The following is a 26,023-nucleotide window of genomic DNA, read 5'->3' on the forward strand; positions in this document are numbered from 1 at the left end:
AATTAATGCTTTGCTGATGTAACCTTTATCTGCATAAAGCTTATCCAAAAGCCCTTTGGAGAGCGCCTTGGCTGGCGTTCTATCATCAACATTTGCTGGCGTGAGCTTCGTGGCGACAATCTCACCAAGATGGTTAACAATTAAATGAAGCTTAAAGCCGTAGAACCATGCCATCGTCCCTTTTCCTTTGGCCGCTGAGTTTTTAAAACTCGATGTCTTGGGATCCGTAGGTTGCGGCACACTTTAATACGGATTGAATCAATAAACTCGATGCCTGTTGCTTGACCTTTTAGATGAGTAAAGAAGGAACTTAATGGCACTAAAACCTTCGGCATAACCTCAAGAAAACGGGTGTAGCTCAATAAGGTTGGAAAGTCTTTTTTGTGGTATACCGTAATGAATCCAATATAAAAATGCTTAAAATCACGCTGATGAGACATATGGAATGCAATAATAATGGTCATAATTTCACTGCTTGTCATTCTTGTTTGGCGTAACCGCTGGCACTCGCCGCTTTCAATCAAGTATTTTTGCCATTAAGGCATGAATAATTTGCAAAAATCATCGACATGACAGAATAAATTAATTAGATTACGCGTAGTGGGTTCCTCAGTGAAAAGTTATTTCTTGTTCGAAAGAACTGATCACAGAACCTGCTTTTAGTTCCCTTCTTTTTTTGTTTTTCTTATCCCGAGTTCAGGTTAATTATATTCTTTTCTTGATTATGAATAGTCATATTTATCATTTTTCGAATATTATCTAAGCCTTATACCTCAATTATTTTCTTCATTTTATCAATATTATAATTTTCAAATAACATTAACCTTTCTTATGTTGTTGATATTAATGTAAATATATCCTTTTGTGTTTTTTGTTTATGCTAATGAATAAATTATCGGTTTTTTATTATTTAGGCTGAAAAATACAATTTATTAAATTTAAAAGGTAATGTTCACATTCTCTAAGAACTAATAATTAACCAGATGCTAAACTGTAGAAATCTTAGGAATTAGGTAATTGATCATTTAGGTCAAATATTTTCAATTATTCATAAATGATTAGTTAAGAGACTATTGTAGGGTAAAATCTCATTCAACTTCATAAGATATAACATGACAGGTTTGATATACTCGATTAGGTACAGTCTATATAATTGCTTAAGTGCTATTAATTTCCAATTAATGTAGGGATCCGAAACGTGGCAAAAAGAACCTATTCTGTTAGATATATTGCAGGTCAGCCAGCTCAGCGTATTCATCCGATGCCAGTACACATGCTAGGGGAATCACTACCTGTTGGATTGCCTTTGTTTGCTGCTGGTGAAACATTGGATGTAGTTACATGGAATATTTATAAGCAGCAACGTCCTAATTGGAAAATAGCTTTAAGTGAACTAGTTAAGGATAAAAAACTCATTCTTTTACAAGAAGCTCAAATGTCACCTGAGCTGGTATCATTTGCAGCCTCTCATCAGCTGATCGCAGATCAGGTTCCAGCTTTACCATTTTCTCAGCATCCTGCTGGTGTTATGACATTAGCAACTGCACATCCTATTTATTGCTGCCCATTACGTGAAAGAGAGCCTTTATTACGCTTAGCTAAGTCGGCACTAATTACTGTTTATCCATTACCAAACGGAAAGCATTTGATGGTCGCAAATGTACATGCAATAAACTTTAGCTTCGGCGTTGATGTTTATATCAGGCAACTGAGTAAACTCGGTAATCAGATTGCTAAACACGTTGGCCCGGTTATTTTGTCTGGGGATTTTAATGCGTGGAGTCGTCAAAGGGTGAATGCATTAAAACGTTTTGTGAGAAGTGTTGGGTTAAAAGAGCTTAGCTATGAGAATGATCAGAGAACCAAAGCCTTTGGTAGACCTTTAGACTATATGTTTTATCGAGGATTGAAAGTGAAACAATGCTATGTAACGGATACAGATGCATCAGATCATAACCCAATTATTACGCAGTTTGATTTAATAATCTAACCTTCCTCACTTTAGCTATTTTATCAGTCATTTTAAAGCTCTGCTCGTGAGCTAACTTTCAAATTAATTCATTCCTATGATAGGTAGACTCCATCAACCGACCATAGGGTTAGTAATATAATTATTTACATTGATATAGATTGTATCCTAACGCTTTAGCAACAGATGTAATCATTTTTTGTCCTCGAACACTATTTCCGATTGGATCTAATGGCGGGGAAAATGCAGCTATAGCCATAATTCCAGGTATTATTGTTAAAATACCACCACCAACTCCACTCTTACTTGGAAGCCCAACAGTATAAGCCCACTCTCCTGAGCTATCATACATACCTTCCATTGTCATTTCTGCCAGTAAACGAGGGCAGTTATTACTCTTTAAAACCTGTTCTTTCGTTATAGGATTGATACCACCAGAAGCGATAGTTGCTCCTATTGTTGCCAATTCTACAGAAGTGACAAGTGTTGAGCACTGTCGCGTATAAACGTCATAAGCTTCAACAGTATCACAATATAAATAGCCCGCGGAATAGAGTAGCCAAGCAATGCCTCTATTATGGAAGTTAGTTGTTTGTTCCGATTGATTAAGTTCTTCCGAAAGGAATATATCTTTAGAACCTAACTTTTGTTGCATAGCAAGAATACGTTGCCAGCGTTCTTCTATTGATTGTGCTTTAATGATGCTTGCTGTGGATATAGCGCCTGCATTAACTAATGGTGATAATGGTTTATCACCATGTAGTTCTAATGCCATCACTGAGTTAAAAGGTAATCCTGTTGGGCTAGCCCCGATTTTTTCCTTAATAGCATCAGGTCCGTGATCTTCTAAAGCTAATGCTAAAGTACATACTTTTGAAATCGATTCTATTGCAAAGCGGTATTGCGAGTCACCAGCGGTAATGATATCACCTTGTACCGTTATAACGGATAATGCTGAAAGTTGGCTATCTATATTGGCTAAAAAAGGAATATAATTTGCATTCTCTCCTCCAGATTCTTGGCCAAAAGATTGGAATGCATTGTCAACGGCATCTTGAATTCTTTTTAAATCAATCATATATTCTCACTAGTCTTTAATTGATTGGATTAAAAATAAATAATTATTTTCTTCACTATTTATAGTAGATAATTAATAGGTTATTTTCCAATAAAATCATCTGAAAATTTCAGTAAATTAATAATGTTATATTTATGTTTTAATTTAACTAAAGCTTAAATTACCTATTTGGTTTTCAACTTGTCATTTTGAATTTTTTTTTTTGATAATTTATTTTTATATCAATGATTATAATCACATTGAGATATCTAGAAGATAAATTAACAAGTTATGCTTGTTAATATTCTCAATTATTTATTATAAAAACGTTTTATTTGTTATTGATAATGATATTTAGTGTGAGTTAATGGAATATCTAAAATAACTGCACTATGATTATATAGTCATATGCTAATGATCTAATCTATATCCATAATGGGAATGATAACTATGAAGCATATTATTATTGTTGGTGGTGGAACTGGTGGAACGATGTTAGCAAATTTAATTGCGAGAAAGTTAAATAAGGAAATATTCTCTAAAAAAATAAAAATAACATTAGTTACTGATAATCCTATTCATTATTATAAACCAGCTTTTATGTACGTTGCATTTAATCTCTTTTTTAAAGAAGAATTAACTCGTCACGAACGCTCATTATTGAGACCTGAAATAGAATTGGTCATTGATAAAATTGATACTTTTTATTTTAATAATAAAATATTGAAATCACGAAGCGGAAAATCGTTAAATTATGATTATTTAGTTATTGCAACAGGTTGCGTTCCACGTCCAGATAGAATTGAAGGTCTAAAAGAAATAGGAAATCATTTTTATTCATATGATCCGGCTAGAAAATTGGCTGATCAGTTAGCAAAGATTGAAAAAGGAAGGATATTTATTACAGTTTCTTTTCCTGAAACACCTAATATTCCGCACCAATGTGGAATTGCTCCAATGGAAACGACATTGATGTTAGATGAGTTTTTACGCAAACGTCGAGTGAGAGATAATATCGAAATTGTCTATACCTACCCGACAGTTTCTCAATTATTACGAAATTGTCTTTTTCTTCAACAACCTGTTTGTGAAGCTATTCCAGAAATATTTAATCTTAAAAATATAAAATCGCAAAGGGGTTTTACCTTAAGTAAGGTAGACCCGGATAAAAAAATTGCATACTCCAAAGAAGGGGATGAGCAACCATTTGATATATTGATTAGTACACCTCCAATTACGGCAGTTGAAGCTGTTATTAATACAGGATTAAGTGAGCATAATAATGGAGAAGGTTGGTTACCAACAGATCATGAAACGATGCAGGTTTATGGGATTGAAGGTGTTTATGTCATCGGCGATACCGTTGATTTACCGATTAGTAAGGCGGGTGGAAGTTGCCACAATCAAGCTTCAATTATTGCTGACAACATTTGTGGAGAATTAATATATGGATACCCAGCGGCAATTTACGATGGGCGTGTTCAAGCGATTGCTCAAATAGGACTAAATGCTGGAATGCCGCTGCAGTATGACTATAAGCATGATGTGATCCCAACGCCTGCAACTAAAATAGGGGGGCTTCTTAGAAATGGCTTTAATAGGGGCATTTATTGGGCAGCGATTCGAGGATTAGTGTAATAGGTAGATAATTATGTCAAATGTAAATACACAAGCAAAACTAATTGAATTGCTTAATTCCGAATCGATAAGTCACCTTGCTGATAAAATAGCACCGTTATTACAATTGAATCGCTTGGACAATATTGTAGATTTACTCTCTCTGGTTTCCGATTTAATCGATATTCTTGACTTGGGTACAGTGGAGAAAGTCTCTAATTTATTCGAAGACATATTAACGCCAGTTTGGGAGTTAGAAACAGCATATAATATGGCTAGAATGGAAGCGATTAATGAAGATAAAGTATATAACTTCCGCTCAATTTATAGTTTATTTAAAGACCAAAATACATTACGTGGAATTAATCTTTTATTACGAACATTGCAAATTGTTGGCGCTAGATTACCTCAATCTCATGAATAGTAATTTTAGGAGGATGGTATGAGCTCGGATAAAAAAAATGCTTTTGATACTCGAATAATACACAGTTTTTATGATCAGAGTAGTAATAAAGGTTCATTGATTCCACCTTTATATCAAACATCAACTTACTCTTTTAGCAGTGCTGAAGAGGGAGCTGCATATTTTTATGGTGAAAAAGAAGGTTATATTTATACAAGAATTAATAATCCAACATTAGATTTATTAGAAAAAAGGATTGCAGATCTAGAAGAAGGAGAAAGTGCAGTTGTATTTTCGTCTGGAATGGGGGCTATTACTTCAACTTTTTGGTCTCTTATGAACCCCGGTGATGAACTATTAGTGGATATGACAGTTTATGGCTGTACTTATTCATTTTTTCATCAAGGGCTAGAGCGTTTTGGTGTTAAAATTCGCCATATTGACATGAGTATTCCTGAAAATGTTACTCAATCAATAGGAAAAAATACACGAATGATTTTTTTTGAATCCCCAGCAAACCCAGATATGCGTCTAGTCGATATACAGGCCGTCAGCGATATTGCTAAACAGCATAATATTATGGTGGTTGTCGATAATACTTATTGCACTCCTTATTTACAAAAACCCATAACAATAGGGGCTGATATTGTTATTCATTCGCTTACGAAATATATGAGCGGACATGGTGATGTCGTCGCTGGTGCTGTCATTACAACACAAGAGATAGCGACACAAATTAGACTTGTTGGTTTAAAAGATATGACAGGCGCTTGCTTATCACCTCATGATGCAAGTTTAATTATGCGTGGAATGAAAACATTACCAATTCGTATGGAGCGTATTGCTAAAAATACACAAGCGATTGCCGAATATTTAGAGCTACACCCTAAAATCGCATTTGTCAGTTATCCTGGGTTATCGAGTTTTGCTCAGTATGAGCTAAGTAAAAAACAGATGAAATTACCCGGAGGAATGATTGCATTTGAGATAAAGGGGGGGATGGAGTCGGGTAAGCTTTTTCTCAATAGACTAAATTTATTTTCACGAGCAGTGAGTTTAGGTGATTGTGAGTCATTAGCACAGCATCCTGCAAGTATGACTCACTCAACATATACATCAGAAGAACGTAAGTATTATGGAATAAGTGATGGATTACTTAGGTTATCTATTGGGCTAGAAGATGTGAATGATTTAATTGCGGATCTTGAGCAGGCCCTTAGGTAAGCTATTAAAAAAGCCCTCATTGATAACCTGAGGGCTTTGATTGGATTAGCGTTATATTGCTAATATAAGTGCGGTTTTAATTATTATTTGATTTTTGATATGCACGCATGATAAAGAATGCAACGGTCAGTATGACTACCCAAGCACACCCTACCATCAAGGCTACTTGAGTTTCTTTAAAGAAGCCCAGTAACGCGATAACGAAAACCATAAATGCGATAGTAACCGCTGGCCCTACAGGCCAAAACGGAACTGGAAACTTCAGTTTTTTGACTTCTTCTTTGCTCATTTTACGACGCATAGCAACTTGTGAAAGTAGGATCATTAGCCAAACCCATACAGTTGCAAAGGTAGCAATTGAAGCAATAATGACGAAAATTTTCTCAGGTAAAAGGTAGTTAAGCACTACACCTAATAGCATCACTATAGACATAACTAATACAGTAACCCATGGCACACCATTGCGCGTGAGTTTGGTGAATACTTTAGGTGCTTGCCTATCTTGAGCCATACCATACATCATACGACCAGCACCAAAGATATCGCTGTTGATAGCAGAAATTGCCGCAGTGATGACGACGAGGTTTAGTATATTGGCTGCAGAAGCAATGTTTAAACTCGAGAAGATTTGTACGAATGGGCTACCGTTTTGCCCAATTTGGTTCCATGGATAGATACACATTAAGACAAACAACGTTAAACCATAGAATAGTAAAATACGGATGGGTACTGCATTAATTGCTTTAGGGATAGTTTTTTCAGGATCTTGTGCTTCGCTCGCGGTAATACCAATAACTTCAATTCCGCCAAATGCAAACATAACAATAGCCAAAGAGGCAATGACACCTGTAATGCCATTAGGCATAAAACCACCGTGTTCCCACAGATTATGGATACCTACCGCATGTTCAGTTTCTTTACCGAATCCATAAAACATTAGGAATGCGCCACCAACAATCATGGCGATAATCGCACTGACTTTCACAATAGATAGCCAGAATTCCATCTCACCAAAAATTTTCACATGACATAAATTGAGTGCACCGATGAATAAAACAATACTAAGCACCCATATCCATTGGTCAACATGAGGAAACCAAAATCCCATGTACATCCCGAATGCAGTAATATCGGCAAGGCAAACAACCAGCATTTCGAAAACATAGTTCCAGCCTGTTAAGAAGCCAGCTAATGGCCCCATATAATGGCTAGCATAGTGAGAAAAAGATCCGGGAACGGGATGATGAACTGCCATTTCACCTAAAGCGCGCATAACCATAAAAACGGCTGCACCACCGACCATATAAGCAATTAAAACTGCGGGGCCGGCGGCTTGTATTGCGGAAGCGGAGCCATAAAATAAACCCGTGCCAATAGCAGATCCCAAGGCCATAAAGCGAATGTGCCTGACACTCAGCCCCTTTCTGAGTTGATTTGTTTTACTACTTTGCATGTCTTTTCCTGTCTCTGTCTTATGTTACCGAATATAGTTTCGATTTTTTTCTGAATTAGATGTACTTTGTTGAATTCAAGCCGTTTACATTACCATAAAGAGTGGTGTTCGCGGGATAGATATCTGCAATATATCTACATCGTACTATGAGCTACATTGTTATTAAGTGCACTCAGCTATCCCAAATACATATTTTATATGTTCATTGAAATAGCATCTCTAGTCGCTTAGATGTAGCTCGAATTATTTAAAGTATATAATGCGCATTAAGTTGACAATGCTAGAGAGAGTTATGAAATACCCAATTAATGAAATTTTTCAAACATTACAAGGGGAAGGTGTATTCACTGGAGTTCCCGCTGTTTTTATTCGTCTACAAGGTTGTCCTGTTGGATGTAGCTGGTGTGACACTAAACATACTTGGGAAAAAGAAGAGAATAAAGAAACCACACTCGGTGATATTGCCTTAAAAAATATGGATATAGACACATGGGCGCTGGCAAATACCTATGATTTGCTTAACCTTATGGCTAAGCAGGGTTATACGGCAAAACATATTGTGATTACTGGAGGAGAGCCGTGTATTTATGATTTAGGGCCACTCACCAGTGAATTGGAAGCGCAAGGATTTCAATGCCAAATTGAAACGAGTGGCACTTACCCTATCCAATGTTCAAACCAAACTTGGGTTACTGTTTCGCCAAAAGTAGGCATGAAGGGGGGACTTCAGGTTTTAACGGAATCAATCAATCGAGCGAATGAGATAAAGCATCCTGTAGCACGAGAAAGAGATATCGAAGAGCTAGATAATTTACTTTCAAGACGAACCGAAAAAGTACAGCCAGTAGTCGCATTACAGCCAATTAGTCAGAAACAATCGGCGACTAAACTTTGTATTGATACTTGCATTGCACGCAACTGGCGTCTTTCAATCCAAACACATAAATATCTGAATATTGCTTGATGATGCCGCTGTGATCACGGCATATCAAAAGTGATTTTATTCGCCGCGATAAATGCAACCCGCATTGCAGGTTTCTTTGACTGTTACCGCACTTAATAATGGCAGGAGGGGTTTGGTTTTATCCCAAATCCAGCTTGCCAGCACTTCACTTGTTGGATTTTCGAGACCTTCAATATCATTTAAATAATAGTGGTCAAGCTGATTTAAAATTGGCTTAAAAGCTTCTTTGACATCGCTAAAATCAATAATCCAACCGGTTTTTTTATCGACATCACCAGTGAGTTCCAATCTGACCATGAAAGAATGACCATGAAGACGACCACATTGATGACCTTCAGGCACGTGTGGAAGCTTGTGTGCGGCTTCAAAGTGAAAATCTTTATAGATACTTGTTTTATTAATTGTGCTCATAATCAACCTCTACTAAATCGAAATGCAGCGTATTCTACTGCAATTTGTGCTCTAAGCACCTTATTTTATCGTGTTTTTGCTAACCATTTTTATGGATATGATTGATTAACATTTCTCATTAGGTTTTTTTGCTATTAGTTATGGCAATAGTTTCTTATCCCGTTATGTGTGGGTGTTATAACCTGACAAACTATCGGGATAGTATGTATAGATGAGAAACTTTGGGGTTAAAGGATAATGACTAAAAAACAGCCTCCAATATCGGCATTGCCAATATCAGTGGAGCAACTTTCACGTTTACAGACTGCAGTTGATGATTTTTCGTCTCACCAACTGGCTTGGTTGTCTGGCTATTTGTGGGGAATTGTAAACCAAAACTCACCTTCTGATGTGCAAGTGAGTACAACAGTGTCTCAGGATGAGACCATCACTATTATTTCCGCGTCACAAACGGGTAATGCTCGTCGTTTATCAGAACAACTTAGAGAGCGATTAATAAGCGAAAAACTCAATGTTAATTTAATTAATGCAGGTGATTATAAATTCAAACAAATAGCACAAGAAAAGGCGTTGGTTGTAGTGGCATCGACACAAGGGGAAGGTGAACCTGCTGAAGAAGCTGTTGCTTTATATAAGTATCTACATTCTAAAAAGGCTCCTAATCTGAGTGAAACAACTTATGCTATTTTTGGGTTGGGTGATTCATCGTATGAGAAATTTTGCCAAGCGGGAAAGGATTTTGATAAACAATTAGCTGAGTTAGGCGCTAAATCGCTGCTCGAGAGGGTTGATGCAGATGTGGAGTACCAATCTATTGCACAAGTATGGATTGAAAAGTTAACTCAGCTATTAAAAGCAAGAGTACCGACCCAAAGTACTAGCCAACTGGTTACAGCGCAAGCTGGAAGCGTCAATGAAGTTCACTCCTCACCTTATACGAAAACAGCTCCCCTCACGGCAACCTTACTCAATAACCAAAAAATCACAGGGCGCAATTCACAGAAAGATATTCGCCATATCGAAATTGACTTAGGTGAATCAGGTTTACGTTATCAACCGGGCGATGCGTTAGGTGTGTGGTTCGACAATGAGCCAGAACTCGTTGATGAGTTGATTAGCTTACTGTGGCTTAAAGGTGATGAAAAAGTTCAAATTACTGAACAATTCTATACTTTACGTGATGCTTTAATTCATCATCTAGAATTGACGCAAAATACCCATATTATTACTGAAAAATACGCTCAATTGTCCAAAGATGATCGCTTATTGGGATTGATTAGCGATAAGCCAGCTATTATACATTATGCACAAATAACGCCTATCGTGGACATGGTTAGGCAGGCTGCTGCTCAGCCTACCGCGCAAGAGTTTATCGACATACTTCGCCCTCTAACACCAAGACTCTATTCAATTGCCTCCTCTCAAGCTGAGACTGAAGACGAAGTACATTTAACCGTTGGTGTAGTGCGTTATGACATTGATGGGAGAGTTCGTACGGGAGGAGCCTCTGGGTTTTTAGCTGATCGCTTATCGGAAGGCGATGAACTGCGTATTTTCATTGAACATAATGATAACTTCCGTCTTCCTAGTGATGGATCAAAACCTATCATCATGATAGGACCAGGAACAGGCATTGCACCGTTTCGATCCTTCCTTCAACAGCGTGATAATGACGAAGCAACGGGTAAGAATTGGTTATTTTTTGGTAACCCACATTTTGTTGAAGATTTTCTCTATCAAGTTGAGTGGCAACGCTATGTTAAAGATGGCTTGTTGACCAATATTTCATTGGCATGGTCCCGAGATCAGGCTAAAAAAGTTTATGTACAAGATAAGTTACGTGAGCAAGGTGAGGAGATATGGCGCTGGATTGAGGAAGGAGCACATATGTATGTCTGTGGTGATGCTAACCATATGGCACGTGATGTGGAACAGGCTTTGCTAGATATCATCAGCCAATACGGAAGCATGGATAGCGAATCGGCGGATGAATTTTTAAGTGAACTGCGCGTAGAGCGCCGTTATCAGAGGGATGTCTACTAATGAGTGATAAAAAAAATAACGGCCCTTTAGTTGTCGAAGGTAAATTGGCAGATAGTGAGCGGATGAAACACGATAGTAATTATCTGCGTGGCACTATTAAAGAAGATTTGAAGAATGGTCTTACTGGCGGCTTTGAGGGCGATAATTTTTTACTCATTCGCTTTCACGGCATGTACCAACAAGATGACCGTGATATTCGAGCTGAACGTGCAGAGCAAAAGCTAGAACCTCGTCATGCGATGATGCTGCGTTGCCGATTACCGGGAGGCATTATCAGTCCCAAACAATGGTTGGATATTGATCAGTTTGCATCAGAACACACGCTATACGGTAGTATTCGTATTACTAATCGACAAACCTTTCAATTTCACGGCATCTTAAAGGGTGAGGTAAAACCTGCTCATCAAATGCTGAGTCATGTAGGGCTCGATGCTTTGGCTACCGCTAATGACGTAAATCGTAATGTGCTTTGTACCTCAAATCCAATTCAATCAGAGTTGCATCAGCAAGCTTACGAGTGGGCGAAAAAAATATCTGAACACCTTTTGCCGCGTACTAGTGCCTATGCTGAAATTTGGCTCGATAAAGAAAAAATCGTTACCACAGATGAAGAGCCAATATTAGGTCAAACATATTTACCTCGAAAATTTAAAACTACAGTAGTTATTCCTCCGCTAAATGATGTTGACCTCCACGCAAATGACATGAATTTTATTGCAATTGCGCAAGATGGTGAGCTGATTGGTTTTAATGTGCTGGTGGGTGGTGGCCTTGCCATGACTCATGGTGATACCGCAACGTTTCCTCGGTTAGCCAGTGAATTTGGTTTTATTCCTTTAAAAGATACTTTAGCGATTGCCGAAGCGATTGTTACAACACAACGTGATTGGGGAAATAGAACCGAACGTAAAAATGCAAAAACAAAATATACCCTTGAACGTGTGGGGATAGACGTTTTTAAACAAGAAGTGGAACGTCGTTCAGGAGTTACTTTTGAAGCCATTCATCCTTACCAGTTTACTCATCGTGGTGATCAAATTGGTTGGTTAAAAGGTATAGATGATCGCTGGCATTTGACGTTATTTGTCGAAAATGGGCGTTTGGTTGATTTACCAAATAAACCATTAAAAACGGGTGTTGCAGAGATAGCACGTATTCATCAGGGGGATTTTCGCTTAACGGCGAACCAAAACCTGATTGTTGCTGGAGTTCCTGAATCGGAAAAAGAGCATATTGAGGCTATCGCCCGTGCACATGGTTTAATGAGTAATAAAATTACCCCACAACGCGAAAATTCGATGGCATGTGTTTCTTTTCCTACTTGCCCACTTGCGATGTCTGAAGCAGAGCGTTTTTTGCCTGAATTTATCAGTGAAGTTGAAAAAATCATGTCATCACATGGTGTTGCCAATGAACATATTGTTTTGCGTGTTACAGGGTGTCCAAATGGTTGTGGTAGAGCAATGCTGGCGGAAGTTGGCTTAGTGGGTAAGGCGCTTGATAGATATAACTTACATTTAGGTGGAAATCGTATTGGAACGCGTATTCCTCGCATGTACCGAGAAAATATTAGTTCAGCTGAAATATTATCAATTTTAGATACCTTGATTGGTCACTGGGCCAAAGATCGTCAAGCTCAGGAAGGGTTTGGTGATTATTTAATTCGTACTGACGTGATTAAGCCCGTACTGAATTCTGCCATTGATTTCTATGAGGTAAAGGAGGCGGTATGAGCCAGCTTGAACTGAGTGAGGTATTGAAATTAGATAAACAACAGCAGACTGAATATTTATCTGTATTTAATACTCAGTTAGAACAACTGAAGGCAATAAAACGGGTGGAATGGGCATTGGAACATCTACCCGGTGAGTTTGTTTTGTCATCCAGTTTTGGGATTCAAGCTGCACTGACATTGCATTTGGTAACCCAAATTAGACCTGATATTCCAGTTATACTAACGGATACTGGCTATTTATTTCCTGAGACTTATCGTTTTATTGAGCAATTGACTGAGCGTTTAAACTTGAATTTACAAGTGTATCGCTCAGCACGGTCCCCTGCATGGCAGGAAGCTATTCATGGGAAATTATGGGAGCAAGGTATTGACGGAATAGAGCAATATAACCAACTCAATAAAGTCGAACCAATGAATCGTGCTTTACATGAACTCGCAGCACAAAGTTGGTTTTCAGGTTTACGCAGAGAACAATCTACGAGTCGCTCTACTTTGCCTGTGCTAAGTATTGGTAGAGGTATTTTTAAGGTATTACCAGTTATTGATTGGAATAATCGCCAAGTACACGAGTATCTTACAAAATATGACTTGCCTTACCATCCATTGTGGGATCAAGGTTACTTATCTGTCGGCGATATCCATACCACTCGTAAGTGGGAACTGGGTATGAGCGAAGAAGAAACGCGTTTTTTTGGTTTAAAACGAGAATGTGGCCTTCATGAAGGATAAAAAAGACGCCAATTTTAAAGAATAGCCGAATACATTATTCGGCTATTCTAGGTTTAGAAAAAGCTAACAGATAAATAGGTTAGAACAAATATTTAAATCTCATTCTTACACCATAACGGTCTTTATCGCTATTTTTCACTTGAATTTCTTTACCATCAATAACAGAGTAGTAACCACCTAGGTAGATTTTAAAGTTATTCATATCAAGTATATTGGGTAATTCATATGAAGTGTAAAGCGTATGAATATCATATTTACCCGGGCCAAAGAGAACTTCATTATCAATAGTACTTTCATAATTTAATGCATAAGATTTTATATCGTTATGTGCATAGATATAGCCTAACTGTAACCTATGCCATAATACGTTGGCACCTGTTGTGAAGTCAGTTTCATTAGTTGCATCTAAATAAGACGTACTCCAATTCAAGGCAATGCCATTGATAGGATCTTGTTTTAAATTATCCCAGCTTAATGATAATCCATAGCCATTTCGTTTTGACTGGTCTTTAAATTGACCACTTTTTTTATCTTCATAGCCATAAGCATTATTAATAATATTACTTTCTAGTGCAGCTGCAATTTTAAAGTTATCTTTATTCCAAGCAATGACAGGGCGAACATAGATCACATTTTTCTTGTTAATTTGTTTACGACCATGGTATTCACCTTTATTAAAAACACTAGTACCATCTTCAATTAATAAGTTAGTTTCAAAGTACCAATTATTATGAGTGGTATTAAACATCATACTACCACCACTATTGGTTCTTCCTCGACCCTCTTTCATCATGTAAATATAGCCGAATCCATCACTGTATATATCATTAGCGGTATTGCCAGAATACTCAATAAAAGTATCTTGGTTTAATGGGAACATATCATAGGCTTCATAACGACCCAGTTTTACTTGCCAGTTTTCTTTTTTACCAAAGAAGAACGCGGCATCATCTAAACCCATTTTACCGTCTATATTGGCAAGTGGCTGTACAGAAAAACCAGCATAATTTCTATTATCGAGAATACGTTCACCATCTACCCCAATGAGAATACGACCGTTAATACCCCATTTTTCATAGTCACCATAATTTTTATCTTTACCTGTCTGAGTATTGATGGATGTTAGTTGTCCTTTTTTACTGGCAATGTCAGTATTAAACTCAACATCCCCATACAGCTTTAATTTCCCATATTGGCCGTTGGTTTCAATAAGACTTGGTGCCTTGACATCCTTGTTGATAGTTTGAGATATATGGGCAATTTGATTGGTTGCTGGTGGAACTTCTGGTTTAGCATTTCTTAATGTTTCTTCTAAACTTGCTGCTTTTTGTTCTGCAAGTTCAGCCCGTTTTTCAGCAGCAAGTGTTCTTTGCTCTAATAATTCTAATCGTTGTTCTATAGTTAACGGATTTTTATTAGCTTCAGATATCACAGGTATAGATAATCCTAAGCTAATAGCAATAGCTAATAGTTTAATCTTCATTCTTTATTCCTTATTGATTTCAAGATAGCTAAATATGAAATTGACTATCCTGATCTATACCTCTCATATCTAAAGATGTTGTTGATTACAAATCCAAGTGAAGTTTAAAGCCCGAATCATCGTGTTTATCTCGGATCATCGGGCTATTTCATCGAAATGACTACGTTTAGTAATAACATCAATCTCGAATTATTTGGGTATAATATTATTTTAGTAGTGAGTTTATATCTAGTTCAGTAAATGAATGAACTGCTTTATCTGCATTAGGTAACGGCCCTTCTGCAACTATCCCAATAGCGTAAATCCCTGCCTGATTAAGCGCTTGGATCCCCGCTATTGAATCTTCAAAACCAACACAAAGATGCGGTGGAACATCAATAAGCTCAGCCGCCCTTAGAAAAATTTCAGGATCGGGTTTCCCTTTTTTCAAAGATGTAGGATCCACAATCGCTATAAAGTAATTATCGATATCAAGTTTATTTAATATTGTCGGTGCATTTTGTGATGCCGAAGCAATAGCACAAGGTATATTGTATTCTTTGGCTTGTTGAATAAAATCAAGTACACCGGGTAAAATATCTTTTGGGCTAATTTCACTCAGTAGATTTAAATAATAGTCATTTTTTCTTTCAGCCAATAACATTTTTTCATCTGTGGAAAATATATTTTGTCTGTGACCATGAATGAGAATTTTATCTAAAGATTCTATTCTACTGATCCCTTTTAACGACTCGTTGAATTTTTCATCAAAATCAATTTCTATCTCATTGGCAAGTTTTTTCCATGCTAAATAATGGTAACCAGCGGTATCAACGATTACGCCATCAAGATCAAATATCAGTCCCTTAACCATGTTATTTTTCCTCGTTGTTGTCTAAAGTAAATGTTGATTGAGATGTTAGGTTATAGTGATTGTTATTGACTGATATTTGACTCTTTTTATCACTTGTAATAGTGATTTGCTCATGAGTGATATTGATATGATATAAAATGTTGTGATGTGTTAACGTAAAGGCTAATCCTTTCAACTGCTTTGGTAATGAGGGTTTGATACTCAGAATATCTGCACGAATATCAACGCCTGCATAGGCCATAATCGTAGTATTCAACGTTGCAGCCATCACACCAGTATGGATCCCTTCGGCAGTCGTTCCTCCTTGGATATCGTTATAATCTGAGTACAGCGCTTCTTGATAAAGTTGCCATGATAAATCATGTAGCTGTATCTGCTCAGCGAGATAAGCGTGAACAATTCGTGACAGAGTTGAGCCATGCGAAGTGCGCTCAAGATAATAATGCAGATTTTTTTCAGCGTAGTTTTCTGAGAGAGGATAGCCTAATGATTCAATTAACGATTTAATTGATGTTTTATCCAAATTATTGAATAGCATTAAGGTGTCAGCTTGTTTAGCAACTTTAAAATCATCAGCAGATTTATTTTCTTTGCGCAGTATCCGATCCATACGATAGATATTGCCGTACTTTTGACGGTAACCATCCCAATCAAGATCATCTAGTGAAAAATAACCAGCAAATTGTTCGATAATTTCGTCTTGATTCAGCGTGATCGCGAGATGTGTTTTTATTTGATCAATTTTATCAAGAAGATTTGTATCAAATCCAAGTTGGCTTAATTTTTGTGTGAAGTTTTCATGACCATAAATAGAGGTGATTTCATTAAACAGCCATACCACCATTAAATTAGTGTAGGCATTATCTTTTAGCCCACCGTCATCAGAATCTGCATATTTTTCGTGGAATTCATCTGGTCCCATAACGCCACTGATATGATAGCGGTTGTCATGTTCATCCCATTGGCATTGGCTTGCCCAAAACAAAGTGATCTCACTTAACAATTCAAGACCGTAATCCTTCATAAAAGTATCATCAAGCGTATTACGCCAATACAGCCAAACATTGTAAGCGATGGCGAGTGAAACATGACGTTGGCGGCAGCTATGATCCGGATCCCATTGGCCAGAAAGTGGATTTAAATGTAAAACTTGTGTTTGTTCAGAGCCATCATGTCCTGATTGCCATGGGAACATGGCACCTTGATAATTTTCTGCTTTTGCTGCTGCGCGAGCGGCATCTAAACGATGATAACGATACAGTAAAATTTGGCGAGCCGTATCAGGGAAGTGCATGATATAGAAAGGTAGAATGAAAATTTCATCCCAGAAAATGTGCCCACGATAAGCCTCTCCGTGCAGTCCTCTTGCGGTGACTGACACATCAAGTTTATTTTTTTCATTACTAAATGGCGAAGCGGATGACAATAAATGATAGGTGTGTAAGCGCAACAATTTTTGCGTCATTAAATCACCAGAGACCACAATATCAGCCTTATTCCACAATATTTGCCATGCTTGTATGCTTTCAGTTAACTGAGCTTGTAAAGCAGGAAGCTCCCATTGTGCTATATCTTGCCAGCTGTCCGGGTAAGCCGTTGATGTTGCAATCGCAACGCATTTTTCAAATGTATAGCGGCTATTTTGCTGTGCATTAAACGTGATAATTTGTTCAATGACAGAGTCAGACGTTGTACAAACAATATCTTGTGAGGTAAAAAAATCACCTTTAATTGATGACGCTAAGCTAATGCCAATTTTTGATTGATTGGTTTGTGCTTGAAGGTAAGCCTTATGCTGGTCTGCCCCAAGCTTTAATACGTGGTAATGGTGCGGATTAAGGCTACGGTAGCGTTCAACACCAGAATTGTAGGTGTTTCCTTCTAGGCGTGTCATGATTGTAATTTCACCAGAGAAATTTAATGGCGTAACTTGGTATTGAATACAGTAATGAGACATGTTGGCCATGTTGGCAAACTTTAGGCTACTGATCAGGAGTTGCTTACCATCGGTTGTTTCGACGACCCAATTAGATGCCATTACTCCGCTTTTAAAGTCTAATGCACGCGTTAAACTTAAGGTCACTAAGTTATTAGGATGAATATATTCACTATTATTGATCTTAAGCGTAATAAATTGACCATTTGGCGCATTAACGAAGTCTTCATTAATCACATCATGGTTACCAATCTTAGACTCAGCTTGATTATATAAGCCAGCAATATAGGTCGCTGGATAATAATCATTACTTATTGTCATTTCAGGTAATGTACCACGCAGGCCAATATAGCCATTAGCTACTGTCAGTAGCGATTCTTGGCAATACTCATCTTTTCCAGCGGTTAACCCTGAATACTCAATTGACCAACAGAGTTGTTTCTCTCTATTAATTAGGTCTTCTTCGATATTGTTCAAATAATTTACGTCATCAGCAATTTTGCCAATAAAGGGTTTATTTAACATCTCAGAAAATAAATTAGGTAAATTAATTGTTTTTTCATCTGAAGTTTTTATTGAAAAATAATCATATTCATTATTGTTGGAGATTTTGTGTATTACACCACCCGCGATATCTTGAAAATCAGTATTTATTTTTGTTATAAGATCTGACCAATCACGATAGCTACTATTCGTAACATTAAATGAATAATCATAGACATTGCTATTGTGAACTACAGATACATTAATATCTGAAAAACTAATCAGTAAATAATTCATAGTAAAACCTTAAAAATTTATGATGGTATCAATCATTCAATTAATTACCTTGTAACGTGCCTTTTCTTTCTTTATAGCGGTACATCATGACCGTTAATGCAATAGGGACGACAACAGCAATAACCATTGCTAATAAATAGACTAGCCAATAAGTCGGTTGGATTGATAAAATACCCGGCAATCCACCTACACCAATGCCGTTCGATAAAACGTGATTTAAGCCACAAACTAAGCCAGCCAGAGCCGTACCAATCATTGCACAAAGCATTGGGAAGCCATATTTCAGATTCACGCCATACATAGCAGGCTCTGTCACACCTAAATAAGCAGAAATCGCGGCGGGGATGGTTATTTCATGCTCATTAGCTTTACGGCTGATAATAATGATACCGACGACAGCGGAGGCTTGAGCAATATTTGAAAGGGCGATAATTGGCCAAATTGGTGTGCCACCATAGCTTTGGGTCATTTGCAGATCAATGGCTAAAGTGGTGTGGTGTAAGCCTGTAATCACTAAAGGCGAATAGAAAAAGCCAAAAATAGCTGAGCCAATTGGTGCAAAATCACCTAGCATTAAGAACTTGATAACTTCAGCGATTCCGTTACCAATTCCTCTGCCAATAGGACCTAAAATTATATGAGCAATAAAGACAGAAACAATTAATGTAACGATTGGAACAATCACAAGTTTCAAGTAATCAGGAATATAGCGGCGTAGTCTTGTTTCGAACCAGCCAAGGAATAGACCCGCTAAAATAGCTGGGATTACTTGTGCTTGGTAGCCAACTTTAGCAACGGTAAAAATCCCAAAATCCCAAATATCAGGTATTTGGGAACCAATATTATAAGCATTCATTAATTGCGGAGAAACTAAGGTAATTCCTAATACAATACCTAATGAAGGGGACCCCCCCATTTTCTTTGTACATGACCAACAAATACTGACGGGTAAAAAATGAAATATTGCTTCACAAGGTAACCAAAGAAAATCATAAATAGGTTTTAACCATGGATAGAAATTAGTTAAAGGCTTATTATCGGATATTGGCATTTCACCGATCACATTTCGTAGCCCTAACAATAAACCACCACAAATTAAAATAGGTAAGAGAGGGACAAATATTTCGGCTAGATTTGATATCATTCTTTGCCAGAAATTCATATTTATTTTGGCATCAGATTTAATGTCATCTTTACTTTTTATTTCTAGCTCTAATTGTTGGATAAGTATTTTATAATACTTATCAACATCAACGCCTATGATAACTTGAAATTGACCCGCATTATTAAAACAACCTTTAACAAACGGAAGTTTTTTTATTTTATCCATATCTGCAATATTAGGGTCATTAAGAACAAAACGCAGCCTTGTTAAACAATGAGAAACACTGTTGATATTATTTTTACCGCCAATCAGTGTTACTAGTTCATTGATGGCCGCCAAATTTTTGGCACTAGGCATATTCATCTTCTCACAATAATTTCGTTTCATTTAATATATATTCTAATTTTGCTTATTTGAATGGGAACGTTCCCATTGCGAGACGTAGATCACAAGTAATAATTTTTAAGCTAATAAATTATTAATTTAAACTATCACCAGGAATGATTATTTTTTGAGGAGAAAAACCTTTTTTTGCCATTTTGATCAGTATATTAGCGGCCTCTTTACCACTTTCCCTAAAGCCTAACCGATAGAATTTGGTTTGAGGGAATAAAAACGTGAGCAAGTCGTTACGACCAATGCAAGCCACATCGATATCGCTAATTTTTTGTTCAGATAAAAATTTTTGAACGCCAAAAGCTAACGAATCTGTTGCACATAGAATGGCCTGTGAAGGTGCGGTTAAAACTTCCTTCGCCAGTAGGTAGCCACTTTGATAATTAAGTTCCCCGAGCTGTGCATGTGGTATCAATTCATGCTGTTTGCAGTATTGCAGATAGGATTGATAGCGAAGTAGACCAGTTGTTTCATCTTGAATGTTAATCCCAATATAACTGATATTTTGATAATGCTTTTGCTTATGAAAATAGTTCATAAGGTGCCTTACGGCACTTTCGTCATCATGGCAGATTGAAACAAATCCTTCTAATGGCCGGGCAATCACCACCATTTTAGGTTTCCAATCGGCTAGCGTATTAATATCGATACCTGAAAATGCAAATAAAATAATTCCATCAACCTTTTGATGTGCCAACATTTTTAAGTGCTCATCAACTTTTTCTGGTTTAAATTGGCTTTCGAGAATAATAGGGTCGATATTATTTTTATAGAATATTGGTAACATTGAGCTAACAGCTTGGTTTTCCGCGTAAGAGTCCAAACGAGTCATAATGATACCAAAGGAACGATTTGAATATCCTCGCATCGCACGGGCAGACTTTGATGGAGTAAATTGGTATTTTTCAATAATTTGATTTACTTTTTGTCGCGTTTCTTCATTAACCATTGGATCTTTGTTGAGTACTCTTGAAACGGTTGATTTGCCAACGCCGCATAATTTTGCAATATCATTAATGGTTAATTTCTTTTTATTGTTATCTATCATGCTCATCTGTCTTAATTGGCTTAACTGTTTCAGAGTGGTTAAGCGATTAATATTTGTTGACCTAGTCTAAACTATTTCTTCGAAAGTATTTACGTAAAAAAGGTGTTTTAGTGTTATATACCAAATACTTTGAACAAAACGGCCTTAGAGAGCTTTGCTTGTACAGGCAAGCACCTCAACTTGTTTTTATGTATTCCAATATCTTCGTTATCCGTCGTTCAAAAATTTCACTTATTCCTTTGAGTTACATCTAATGAATTTTTAGCATTTCATAACCCAACTTGCTCACCATATAGTCAATTTAAAGAATTCTCAAAAAAAAAGTTATAACACCGGAAGAGCAATATGGAATATTTACCGTTATTTGTGGATCTTCGATCCCGCAAAGTTGTGCTGGTCGGGGGCGGTGATGTCGCCGCCCGTAAAGCCGAGCTATTGCTACGAGCTAATGCGTCACTTGTGGTTATTTCGCCTACATTGTGCCCGGTTTTACAACGCTTGCATCAAGAGAATAAACTCATTTGGATTGAGGAAAAGTATCATCCCTCACACCTCGAAAAAACTTATCTGGTGATTGCAGCGACTGATGAATCCGTACTGAATGCGAAAGTTTTTCATGATGCAGACGCCCGACATATTTTCGTGAATGTTGTTGATGAAAAACCGTTGTGCTCTTTTATTGTCCCTTCAATTATTGATAGAGATCCTGTTGTCGTTGCTATCTCTTCTGGTGGTACAGCCCCAGTCCTTGCCCGTTTATTACGTGAAAAGCTAGAAACTATGTTGCCGAGTTCACTTGGTAAAATGGCAGAAATTGCTGGGAGCTGGCGAGAAAAAGTTAAAACGTCAATAACCAGCATGCGCCAGAGAAAACGTTTTTGGGAGAAAAGTTTTAGTGGCCGCTTTGCTTCACTTGTTGAAAGTGGGCAATTATCAGAGGCCGAATTGCAATTAGAAAAACAGTTATCAGAGCAAGATAATGCGGGGGAATTAACGCTAGTTGGCGCAGGACCTGGAGATGCAGGGCTATTAACTTTAAAAGGGCTGAGAGTTCTGCAAAATGCTGATGTGGTTTTATATGACCATTTAGTGAGTGAAGAAATTTTAGACTTGGTGAGGCGAGATGCAGACAAAATTTGTGTTGGAAAACGAGCGAATAGTCACTCGGTTTCACAGGAAGAAACGAATGCACTGATAGTTAAATTTGCGCGACAAGGCAAAAAAGTTGTACGCCTAAAAGGCGGTGATCCCTTTATTTTTGGTCGTGGGGGCGAAGAGCTTCAAGTTGCCGCCGGCGCAGGAATTCCCTTCCAAGTTGTTCCCGGAATTACTGCTGCCATTGGTGCTGCAGCTTATGCTGGCATACCACTGACTCATCGTGAATATTCCCAGAGTGTCACCTTTATAACCGGCCATTGCAAAGATAATGGAAATGAACTCGATTGGCCGGCGCTTGCTAAAGGTAACCAAACAGTAGCTATCTACATGGGAACAGTAAAAGCCGCTAAGATCAGTGAGCAATTAATTCATTTTGGGCGCTCTTCTGAGACTCCTATCGCGGTTATCGGTTGTGGAACGCGCAGTAATCAACAGGTACTTCAAGGGCAATTACATGAACTAGAGGCTCTGGCACAAGCAGCTCCAGCGCCCGCATTATTGATCATTGGTGAGGTTGCTGCTTTGCATCAACAATTAGCTTGGTTCGGTAAACAGGCCGTAGAAAACAGATGGCGCTCAGCCGTGCTGGAACTGGCTTAATCAAGGAGGCCATCATGAACGAAAAACGATTGACCCATTTGCAACAATTGGAAGCTGAAAGTATTCATATTCTACGCGAAGTCGCTGCGGAATTTGCAAATCCAGTCATGCTCTATTCTATCGGTAAAGATTCATCGGTTATGTTACATCTCGCGCGTAAAGCTTTTTACCCGGGTAAATTGCCGTTTCCATTATTGCATGTGGATACTGGCTGGAAGTTTCGTGAGATGTATGAATTTCGTGATAAAACAGCTAAAAACTATGAATTTGAATTACTAATTTATCGTAATCCAGAAGGGGAAGAATTAGGCATTAATCCTTTCATTCATGGCAGTGCAAAGCATACCGATATCATGAAAACAGAAGGGCTTAAGCAAGCATTAGATAAATATGGTTTTGATGCGGCATTTGGTGGAGCAAGGCGCGATGAAGAAAAATCACGGGCGAAGGAAAGGATTTACTCTTTTAGAGATCGCTCCCACCGTTGGGATCCTAAAAATCAGCGTCCTGAATTATGGCATAACTACAACGGTCAAATTAATAAAGGAGAGAGCATTCGAGTCTTTCCATTATCCAATTGGACTGAATTAGATATTTGGCAATATATCTATTTGGAAAATATCGATATTGTTCCTCTCTATTTTGCAAAAGAACGCCCTGTGTTAGCGCGAAATGGCACACTGTTGATGGTCGATGATGACCGTATTGATTTACAAGCAGGTGAAGTGATTGCTAAACGTAAAGTTCGTTTTCGGACATTGGGGTGCTGGCCACTGACGGGAGCTGTTGAATCACAGGCTGAAACATTACCTGAAATCATTGAAGAAATGCTAATTTCAACAACCAGTGAGCGTCAAGGGCGGTTAATTGATAGTGACCAGTCTGCATCAATGGAGCAAAAAAAGCGCCAAGGGTACTTTTAAGGGGAAACGTTATGGCAGATTTAGCATACAACGATACAATTGCAGAACAAATCAAGCAACAAGGTGGCGTTGAAGCCTACTTATTCGCGCAACAGCATAAAGGCTTATTACGTTTTCTCACCTGTGGAAATGTCGATGATGGCAAAAGTACTTTAATTGGTCGGCTGCTACATGATACTCGGCAGATCTATGAAGATCAGCTTTCTGTGTTACAAAGTGACAGTAAGCGAATGGGTACGCAAGGTGAGAGGCTCGATCTTGCTTTACTGGTGGATGGCCTTGCAGCGGAACGAGAGCAAGGTATTACCATTGATGTTGCTTATCGTTATTTTTCGACTCAAAAACGAAAGTTTATTATTGCAGATACACCAGGCCATGAACAATACACCCGAAATATGGCGACAGGAGCATCAACGTGTTCGCTTTCTATTCTGTTGATCGACGCTCGAAAAGGTGTTCAAGAGCAAACAAGGCGTCATAGCTTTATCAGTACACTACTTGGAATTCGTCATCTGATTGTTGCTGTGAATAAAATGGATTTAGTGGATTACAGTGAAACTATATTTGAGCAGATTAAACAAGATTACCAAAGTTTTGCCACTGAATTACCCGTTGAACTCGAAGTGTTATTTGTGCCAATATCCGCACTAGATGGCGATAATATCGTCAATAGAAGTCAGCATCTCGCTTGGTATCAAGGGAAAACATTACTACAAATCTTAGAAGATGTTCAGGTGCAAGAAAAGGCATCAGAGCAATCATTACGTTTTCCTGTTCAGTATGTGAATAGGCCAAATCTTGATTTTAGAGGATATAGCGGAACGCTTTCCTCCGGCATTGTGAATATTGGGCAGTTAGTGAAAGTTCTGCCATCAGGGCAACTATCGAGGATTAAAGATATTGTTACTTTTGATGGTTCACAACGTTTTGCAGTGCCAGGTGAAGCCATCACATTATTGTTAGAAGATGAAATTGATATTAGCCGTGGTGATTTGATCGTGGCCGAAAATGATGTTTTACAAAGTACCCGCCAAGCACTTGTTGATGTTGTTTGGATGCTAGAACAGCCATTGGTACAAGGCCAACAACTCGATATTAAAATTGCAGGTAAAAGAAGCCGTGCGAAAGTTGAAAATATTCAATATCAAATTGATGTCAACAATTTGACTCAAAAGGTGGCGACAGAATTACCGCTTAATGGCATTGGGCTTGTGGAATTGTCTTTTGATGAACCATTATTACTCGATAATTATCAACGTAATGCCGATACCGGCGGCATGATCTTAATTGATAGATTAACTAATGTGACGGCTGGAGCAGGGCTGGTTCGTGAAGTTAAAGCGCAATTTTCTGAGCCAAAAGATAATTTTAGTGAATTTGAAATTGAATTAAACAAACTAGTTAGACGCCATTTTCCTCATTGGGGAGCGCGTGATTTGCTCGGTGGGAAATAATCGTTATGAATCCTACGAATGAAAACATTGTTTGGCATGATTATTTAATTACTCGGCAGTCCAGAGAAAAAATATATGGACATAAAGGTGCGGTGCTTTGGTTTACAGGGCTTTCAGGCTCAGGCAAATCTACATTAGCTGGAGCAACAGAACATGCATTAGCTGCGGTAGGTGTCAAAACTTATTTACTTGATGGTGATAATGTTCGTCATGGGCTATGTCGTGACCTTGGTTTTAGTGATGCAGATCGCCAAGAAAATATCCGTCGTATCGGTGAGGTGGCCAAACTGATGGTTGACGCGGGTTTAATTGTCGCAACTGCATTTATTTCACCTTATCGTGAGGATAGGGAGAGAGTGCGAAATTTATTCGAAGCTGACCAATTTTTTGAATTACATGTTGCTACACCAGTGGAAATTTGCGAACAGCGGGATCCTAAAGGGCTCTATAAACAAGCTAGAGCGGGTAAAATTAAACAATTTACTGGAATTGACTCACCATATCAGGAACCATTACAACCTGAATTACGCATTGATGGGGACCAAATTATTGCCGATTCTGTTGCACAAATTATCGCGTTACTGAGTATTAAGCGTGTTATTAACTCTTAGCAAAATGAACAATTAAAACCGAGCTAACTAAGCTGCATCTTAAAAGTTGAATAACAACTGGATAGAATACG

The 26,023-nt window shown here is 37.9% G+C and carries 20 protein-coding genes and 1 pseudogene; 12 read left to right on the forward strand and 9 right to left on the reverse strand.

The window, feature by feature from the left end:
• Nucleotides 1-482, reverse strand: a pseudogene (locus OOA_RS00005) (IS982 family transposase); the annotation flags it as partial.
• A 716-nt stretch (nt 483-1,198) separates the two neighbouring features.
• Here OOA_RS00005 and OOA_RS00010 point away from each other — a divergent pair.
• Complete coding sequence (locus OOA_RS00010; RefSeq protein ID WP_008910054.1) at nt 1,199-1,990, forward strand: endonuclease/exonuclease/phosphatase family protein; 792 nt, start codon at nt 1,199-1,201, stop codon at nt 1,988-1,990.
• Between the two features lie 121 nt (nt 1,991-2,111).
• Here the strand turns inward: OOA_RS00010 and glsA are convergent, their stop codons facing one another.
• Complete coding sequence (gene glsA, locus OOA_RS00015; RefSeq protein ID WP_008910055.1) at nt 2,112-3,047, reverse strand: glutaminase A; 936 nt, start codon at nt 3,045-3,047, stop codon at nt 2,112-2,114.
• A gap of 429 nt (nt 3,048-3,476) precedes the next feature.
• On the opposite strand from glsA, the gene OOA_RS00020 reads away from it, so the two are divergent.
• The 3 genes from OOA_RS00020 to megL are packed head-to-tail and all read left to right on the forward strand — an operon-like array spanning nt 3,477 to nt 6,270.
• Nucleotides 3,477-4,664 (forward strand): NAD(P)/FAD-dependent oxidoreductase, encoded by a 1,188-nt coding sequence (locus OOA_RS00020; protein WP_008910056.1) that lies wholly within the window; start codon nt 3,477-3,479, stop codon nt 4,662-4,664.
• Nucleotides 4,665-4,677: 13 nt separating this feature from the next.
• The gene (locus OOA_RS00025; protein WP_008910057.1) at nt 4,678-5,067 is read left to right on the forward strand and encodes a hypothetical protein; all 390 of its coding nucleotides are present in this window, start codon (nt 4,678-4,680) and stop codon (nt 5,065-5,067) included.
• Nucleotides 5,068-5,085: 18 nt separating this feature from the next.
• Nucleotides 5,086-6,270 carry a methionine gamma-lyase gene (gene megL, locus OOA_RS00030; RefSeq protein ID WP_008910058.1) on the forward strand — a complete coding sequence of 395 codons (1,185 nt, stop codon included), beginning with the start codon at nt 5,086-5,088 and terminating at the stop codon, nt 6,268-6,270.
• A 76-nt stretch (nt 6,271-6,346) separates the two neighbouring features.
• Here megL and OOA_RS00035 read toward each other — a convergent pair whose 3' ends face one another.
• On the reverse strand, nt 6,347-7,723 hold the full coding sequence (locus tag OOA_RS00035; protein WP_008910059.1) for an amino acid permease: 1,377 nt from the start codon (nt 7,721-7,723) through the stop codon (nt 6,347-6,349).
• 292 nt (nt 7,724-8,015) lie between these two features.
• Between OOA_RS00035 and queE the strand changes: the two genes are divergently transcribed.
• Entirely contained in the window at nt 8,016-8,687 is a 672-nt protein-coding gene (gene queE, locus OOA_RS00040; RefSeq protein ID WP_008910060.1) for a 7-carboxy-7-deazaguanine synthase QueE, read from the forward strand.
• Nucleotides 8,688-8,723: 36 nt separating this feature from the next.
• Here the strand turns inward: queE and queD are convergent, their stop codons facing one another.
• Entirely contained in the window at nt 8,724-9,098 is a 375-nt protein-coding gene (gene queD, locus OOA_RS00045; RefSeq protein WP_008910061.1) for a 6-carboxytetrahydropterin synthase QueD, read from the reverse strand.
• Between the two features lie 237 nt (nt 9,099-9,335).
• On the opposite strand from queD, the gene cysJ reads away from it, so the two are divergent.
• The 3 genes from cysJ to OOA_RS00060 are packed head-to-tail and all read left to right on the forward strand — an operon-like array spanning nt 9,336 to nt 13,605.
• Nucleotides 9,336-11,141, forward strand: a complete 1,806-nt coding sequence (cysJ, locus tag OOA_RS00050; RefSeq protein WP_008910062.1) for an NADPH-dependent assimilatory sulfite reductase flavoprotein subunit — start codon at nt 9,336-9,338, stop codon at nt 11,139-11,141.
• Nucleotides 11,141-12,874, forward strand: a complete 1,734-nt coding sequence (gene cysI, locus OOA_RS00055; protein ID WP_008910063.1) for an assimilatory sulfite reductase (NADPH) hemoprotein subunit — start codon at nt 11,141-11,143, stop codon at nt 12,872-12,874. Before cysJ ends, cysI begins: the two co-directional genes overlap by 1 nt.
• Nucleotides 12,871-13,605, forward strand: a complete 735-nt coding sequence (locus tag OOA_RS00060) for a phosphoadenylyl-sulfate reductase (RefSeq protein WP_008910064.1) — start codon at nt 12,871-12,873, stop codon at nt 13,603-13,605. Before cysI ends, OOA_RS00060 begins: the two co-directional genes overlap by 4 nt.
• A 79-nt stretch (nt 13,606-13,684) precedes the next feature.
• Here OOA_RS00060 and OOA_RS00065 read toward each other — a convergent pair whose 3' ends face one another.
• The 5 genes from OOA_RS00065 to treR form a co-directional block, all read right to left on the reverse strand.
• Nucleotides 13,685-15,088: a carbohydrate porin gene (locus tag OOA_RS00065; protein ID WP_008910065.1), complete on the reverse strand. Its 1,404-nt coding sequence runs from the start codon at nt 15,086-15,088 to the stop codon at nt 13,685-13,687.
• Nucleotides 15,089-15,293: 205 nt separating this feature from the next.
• Nucleotides 15,294-15,941 carry a beta-phosphoglucomutase gene (pgmB, locus tag OOA_RS00070; protein WP_008910066.1) on the reverse strand — a complete coding sequence of 216 codons (648 nt, stop codon included), beginning with the start codon at nt 15,939-15,941 and terminating at the stop codon, nt 15,294-15,296.
• 1 nt (nt 15,942) lies between these two features.
• Nucleotides 15,943-18,657, reverse strand: coding sequence for a glycoside hydrolase family 65 protein (locus OOA_RS00075; RefSeq protein ID WP_008910067.1), 2,715 nt, complete (start codon nt 18,655-18,657; stop codon nt 15,943-15,945).
• Between the two features lie 40 nt (nt 18,658-18,697).
• Nucleotides 18,698-20,119, reverse strand: coding sequence for a PTS trehalose transporter subunit IIBC (gene treB / locus OOA_RS00080; protein ID WP_008910068.1), 1,422 nt, complete (start codon nt 20,117-20,119; stop codon nt 18,698-18,700).
• 121 nt (nt 20,120-20,240) lie between these two features.
• Nucleotides 20,241-21,206: a trehalose operon repressor TreR gene (gene treR, locus OOA_RS00085; protein ID WP_008910069.1), complete on the reverse strand. Its 966-nt coding sequence runs from the start codon at nt 21,204-21,206 to the stop codon at nt 20,241-20,243.
• A gap of 345 nt (nt 21,207-21,551) precedes the next feature.
• Here treR and cysG point away from each other — a divergent pair, with 345 nt between their 5' ends.
• From cysG to cysC, 4 genes are read left to right on the forward strand one after another with little or no spacing between them, the layout of a single operon-like run.
• Nucleotides 21,552-22,964, forward strand: a complete 1,413-nt coding sequence (gene cysG / locus OOA_RS00090; RefSeq protein ID WP_008910070.1) for a siroheme synthase CysG — start codon at nt 21,552-21,554, stop codon at nt 22,962-22,964.
• A gap of 14 nt (nt 22,965-22,978) precedes the next feature.
• A complete protein-coding gene (cysD, locus tag OOA_RS00095) occupies nt 22,979-23,887 on the forward strand; it encodes a sulfate adenylyltransferase subunit CysD (RefSeq protein ID WP_008910071.1) in 909 nt (302 codons plus the stop codon).
• Between the two features lie 11 nt (nt 23,888-23,898).
• Complete coding sequence (cysN, locus tag OOA_RS00100; RefSeq protein WP_008910072.1) at nt 23,899-25,341, forward strand: sulfate adenylyltransferase subunit CysN; 1,443 nt, start codon at nt 23,899-23,901, stop codon at nt 25,339-25,341.
• A 5-nt stretch (nt 25,342-25,346) separates the two neighbouring features.
• On the forward strand, nt 25,347-25,952 hold the full coding sequence (gene cysC, locus OOA_RS00105; RefSeq protein WP_008910073.1) for an adenylyl-sulfate kinase: 606 nt from the start codon (nt 25,347-25,349) through the stop codon (nt 25,950-25,952).
• Nucleotides 25,953-26,023: the final 71 nt, after the last annotated feature.

The sequence above is a fragment of the Providencia burhodogranariea DSM 19968 genome (assembly GCF_000314855.2).
Taxonomy (GTDB): Bacteria; Pseudomonadota; Gammaproteobacteria; order Enterobacterales; family Enterobacteriaceae; genus Providencia; species Providencia burhodogranariea.

Coding starts and splice junctions, on each gene's coding strand:
- glsA (WP_008910055.1), bottom strand. CDS start 3,047: ATGATTGATTTAAAAAGAATTCAAGATGCCGTTGACAATGCATTCCAA.
- OOA_RS00020 (WP_008910056.1), top strand. CDS start 3,477: ATGAAGCATATTATTATTGTTGGTGGTGGAACTGGTGGAACGATGTTA.
- OOA_RS00025 (WP_008910057.1), top strand. CDS start 4,678: ATGTCAAATGTAAATACACAAGCAAAACTAATTGAATTGCTTAATTCC.
- megL (WP_008910058.1), top strand. CDS start 5,086: ATGAGCTCGGATAAAAAAAATGCTTTTGATACTCGAATAATACACAGT.
- OOA_RS00035 (WP_008910059.1), bottom strand. CDS start 7,723: ATGCAAAGTAGTAAAACAAATCAACTCAGAAAGGGGCTGAGTGTCAGG.
- queE (WP_008910060.1), top strand. CDS start 8,016: ATGAAATACCCAATTAATGAAATTTTTCAAACATTACAAGGGGAAGGT.
- queD (WP_008910061.1), bottom strand. CDS start 9,098: ATGAGCACAATTAATAAAACAAGTATCTATAAAGATTTTCACTTTGAA.
- cysJ (WP_008910062.1), top strand. CDS start 9,336: ATGACTAAAAAACAGCCTCCAATATCGGCATTGCCAATATCAGTGGAG.
- cysI (WP_008910063.1), top strand. CDS start 11,141: ATGAGTGATAAAAAAAATAACGGCCCTTTAGTTGTCGAAGGTAAATTG.
- OOA_RS00060 (WP_008910064.1), top strand. CDS start 12,871: ATGAGCCAGCTTGAACTGAGTGAGGTATTGAAATTAGATAAACAACAG.
- OOA_RS00065 (WP_008910065.1), bottom strand. CDS start 15,088: ATGAAGATTAAACTATTAGCTATTGCTATTAGCTTAGGATTATCTATA.
- pgmB (WP_008910066.1), bottom strand. CDS start 15,941: ATGGTTAAGGGACTGATATTTGATCTTGATGGCGTAATCGTTGATACC.
- OOA_RS00075 (WP_008910067.1), bottom strand. CDS start 18,657: ATGAATTATTTACTGATTAGTTTTTCAGATATTAATGTATCTGTAGTT.
- treB (WP_008910068.1), bottom strand. CDS start 20,119: ATGCCTAGTGCCAAAAATTTGGCGGCCATCAATGAACTAGTAACACTG.
- treR (WP_008910069.1), bottom strand. CDS start 21,206: ATGATAGATAACAATAAAAAGAAATTAACCATTAATGATATTGCAAAA.
- cysG (WP_008910070.1), top strand. CDS start 21,552: ATGGAATATTTACCGTTATTTGTGGATCTTCGATCCCGCAAAGTTGTG.
- cysD (WP_008910071.1), top strand. CDS start 22,979: ATGAACGAAAAACGATTGACCCATTTGCAACAATTGGAAGCTGAAAGT.
- cysN (WP_008910072.1), top strand. CDS start 23,899: ATGGCAGATTTAGCATACAACGATACAATTGCAGAACAAATCAAGCAA.
- cysC (WP_008910073.1), top strand. CDS start 25,347: ATGAATCCTACGAATGAAAACATTGTTTGGCATGATTATTTAATTACT.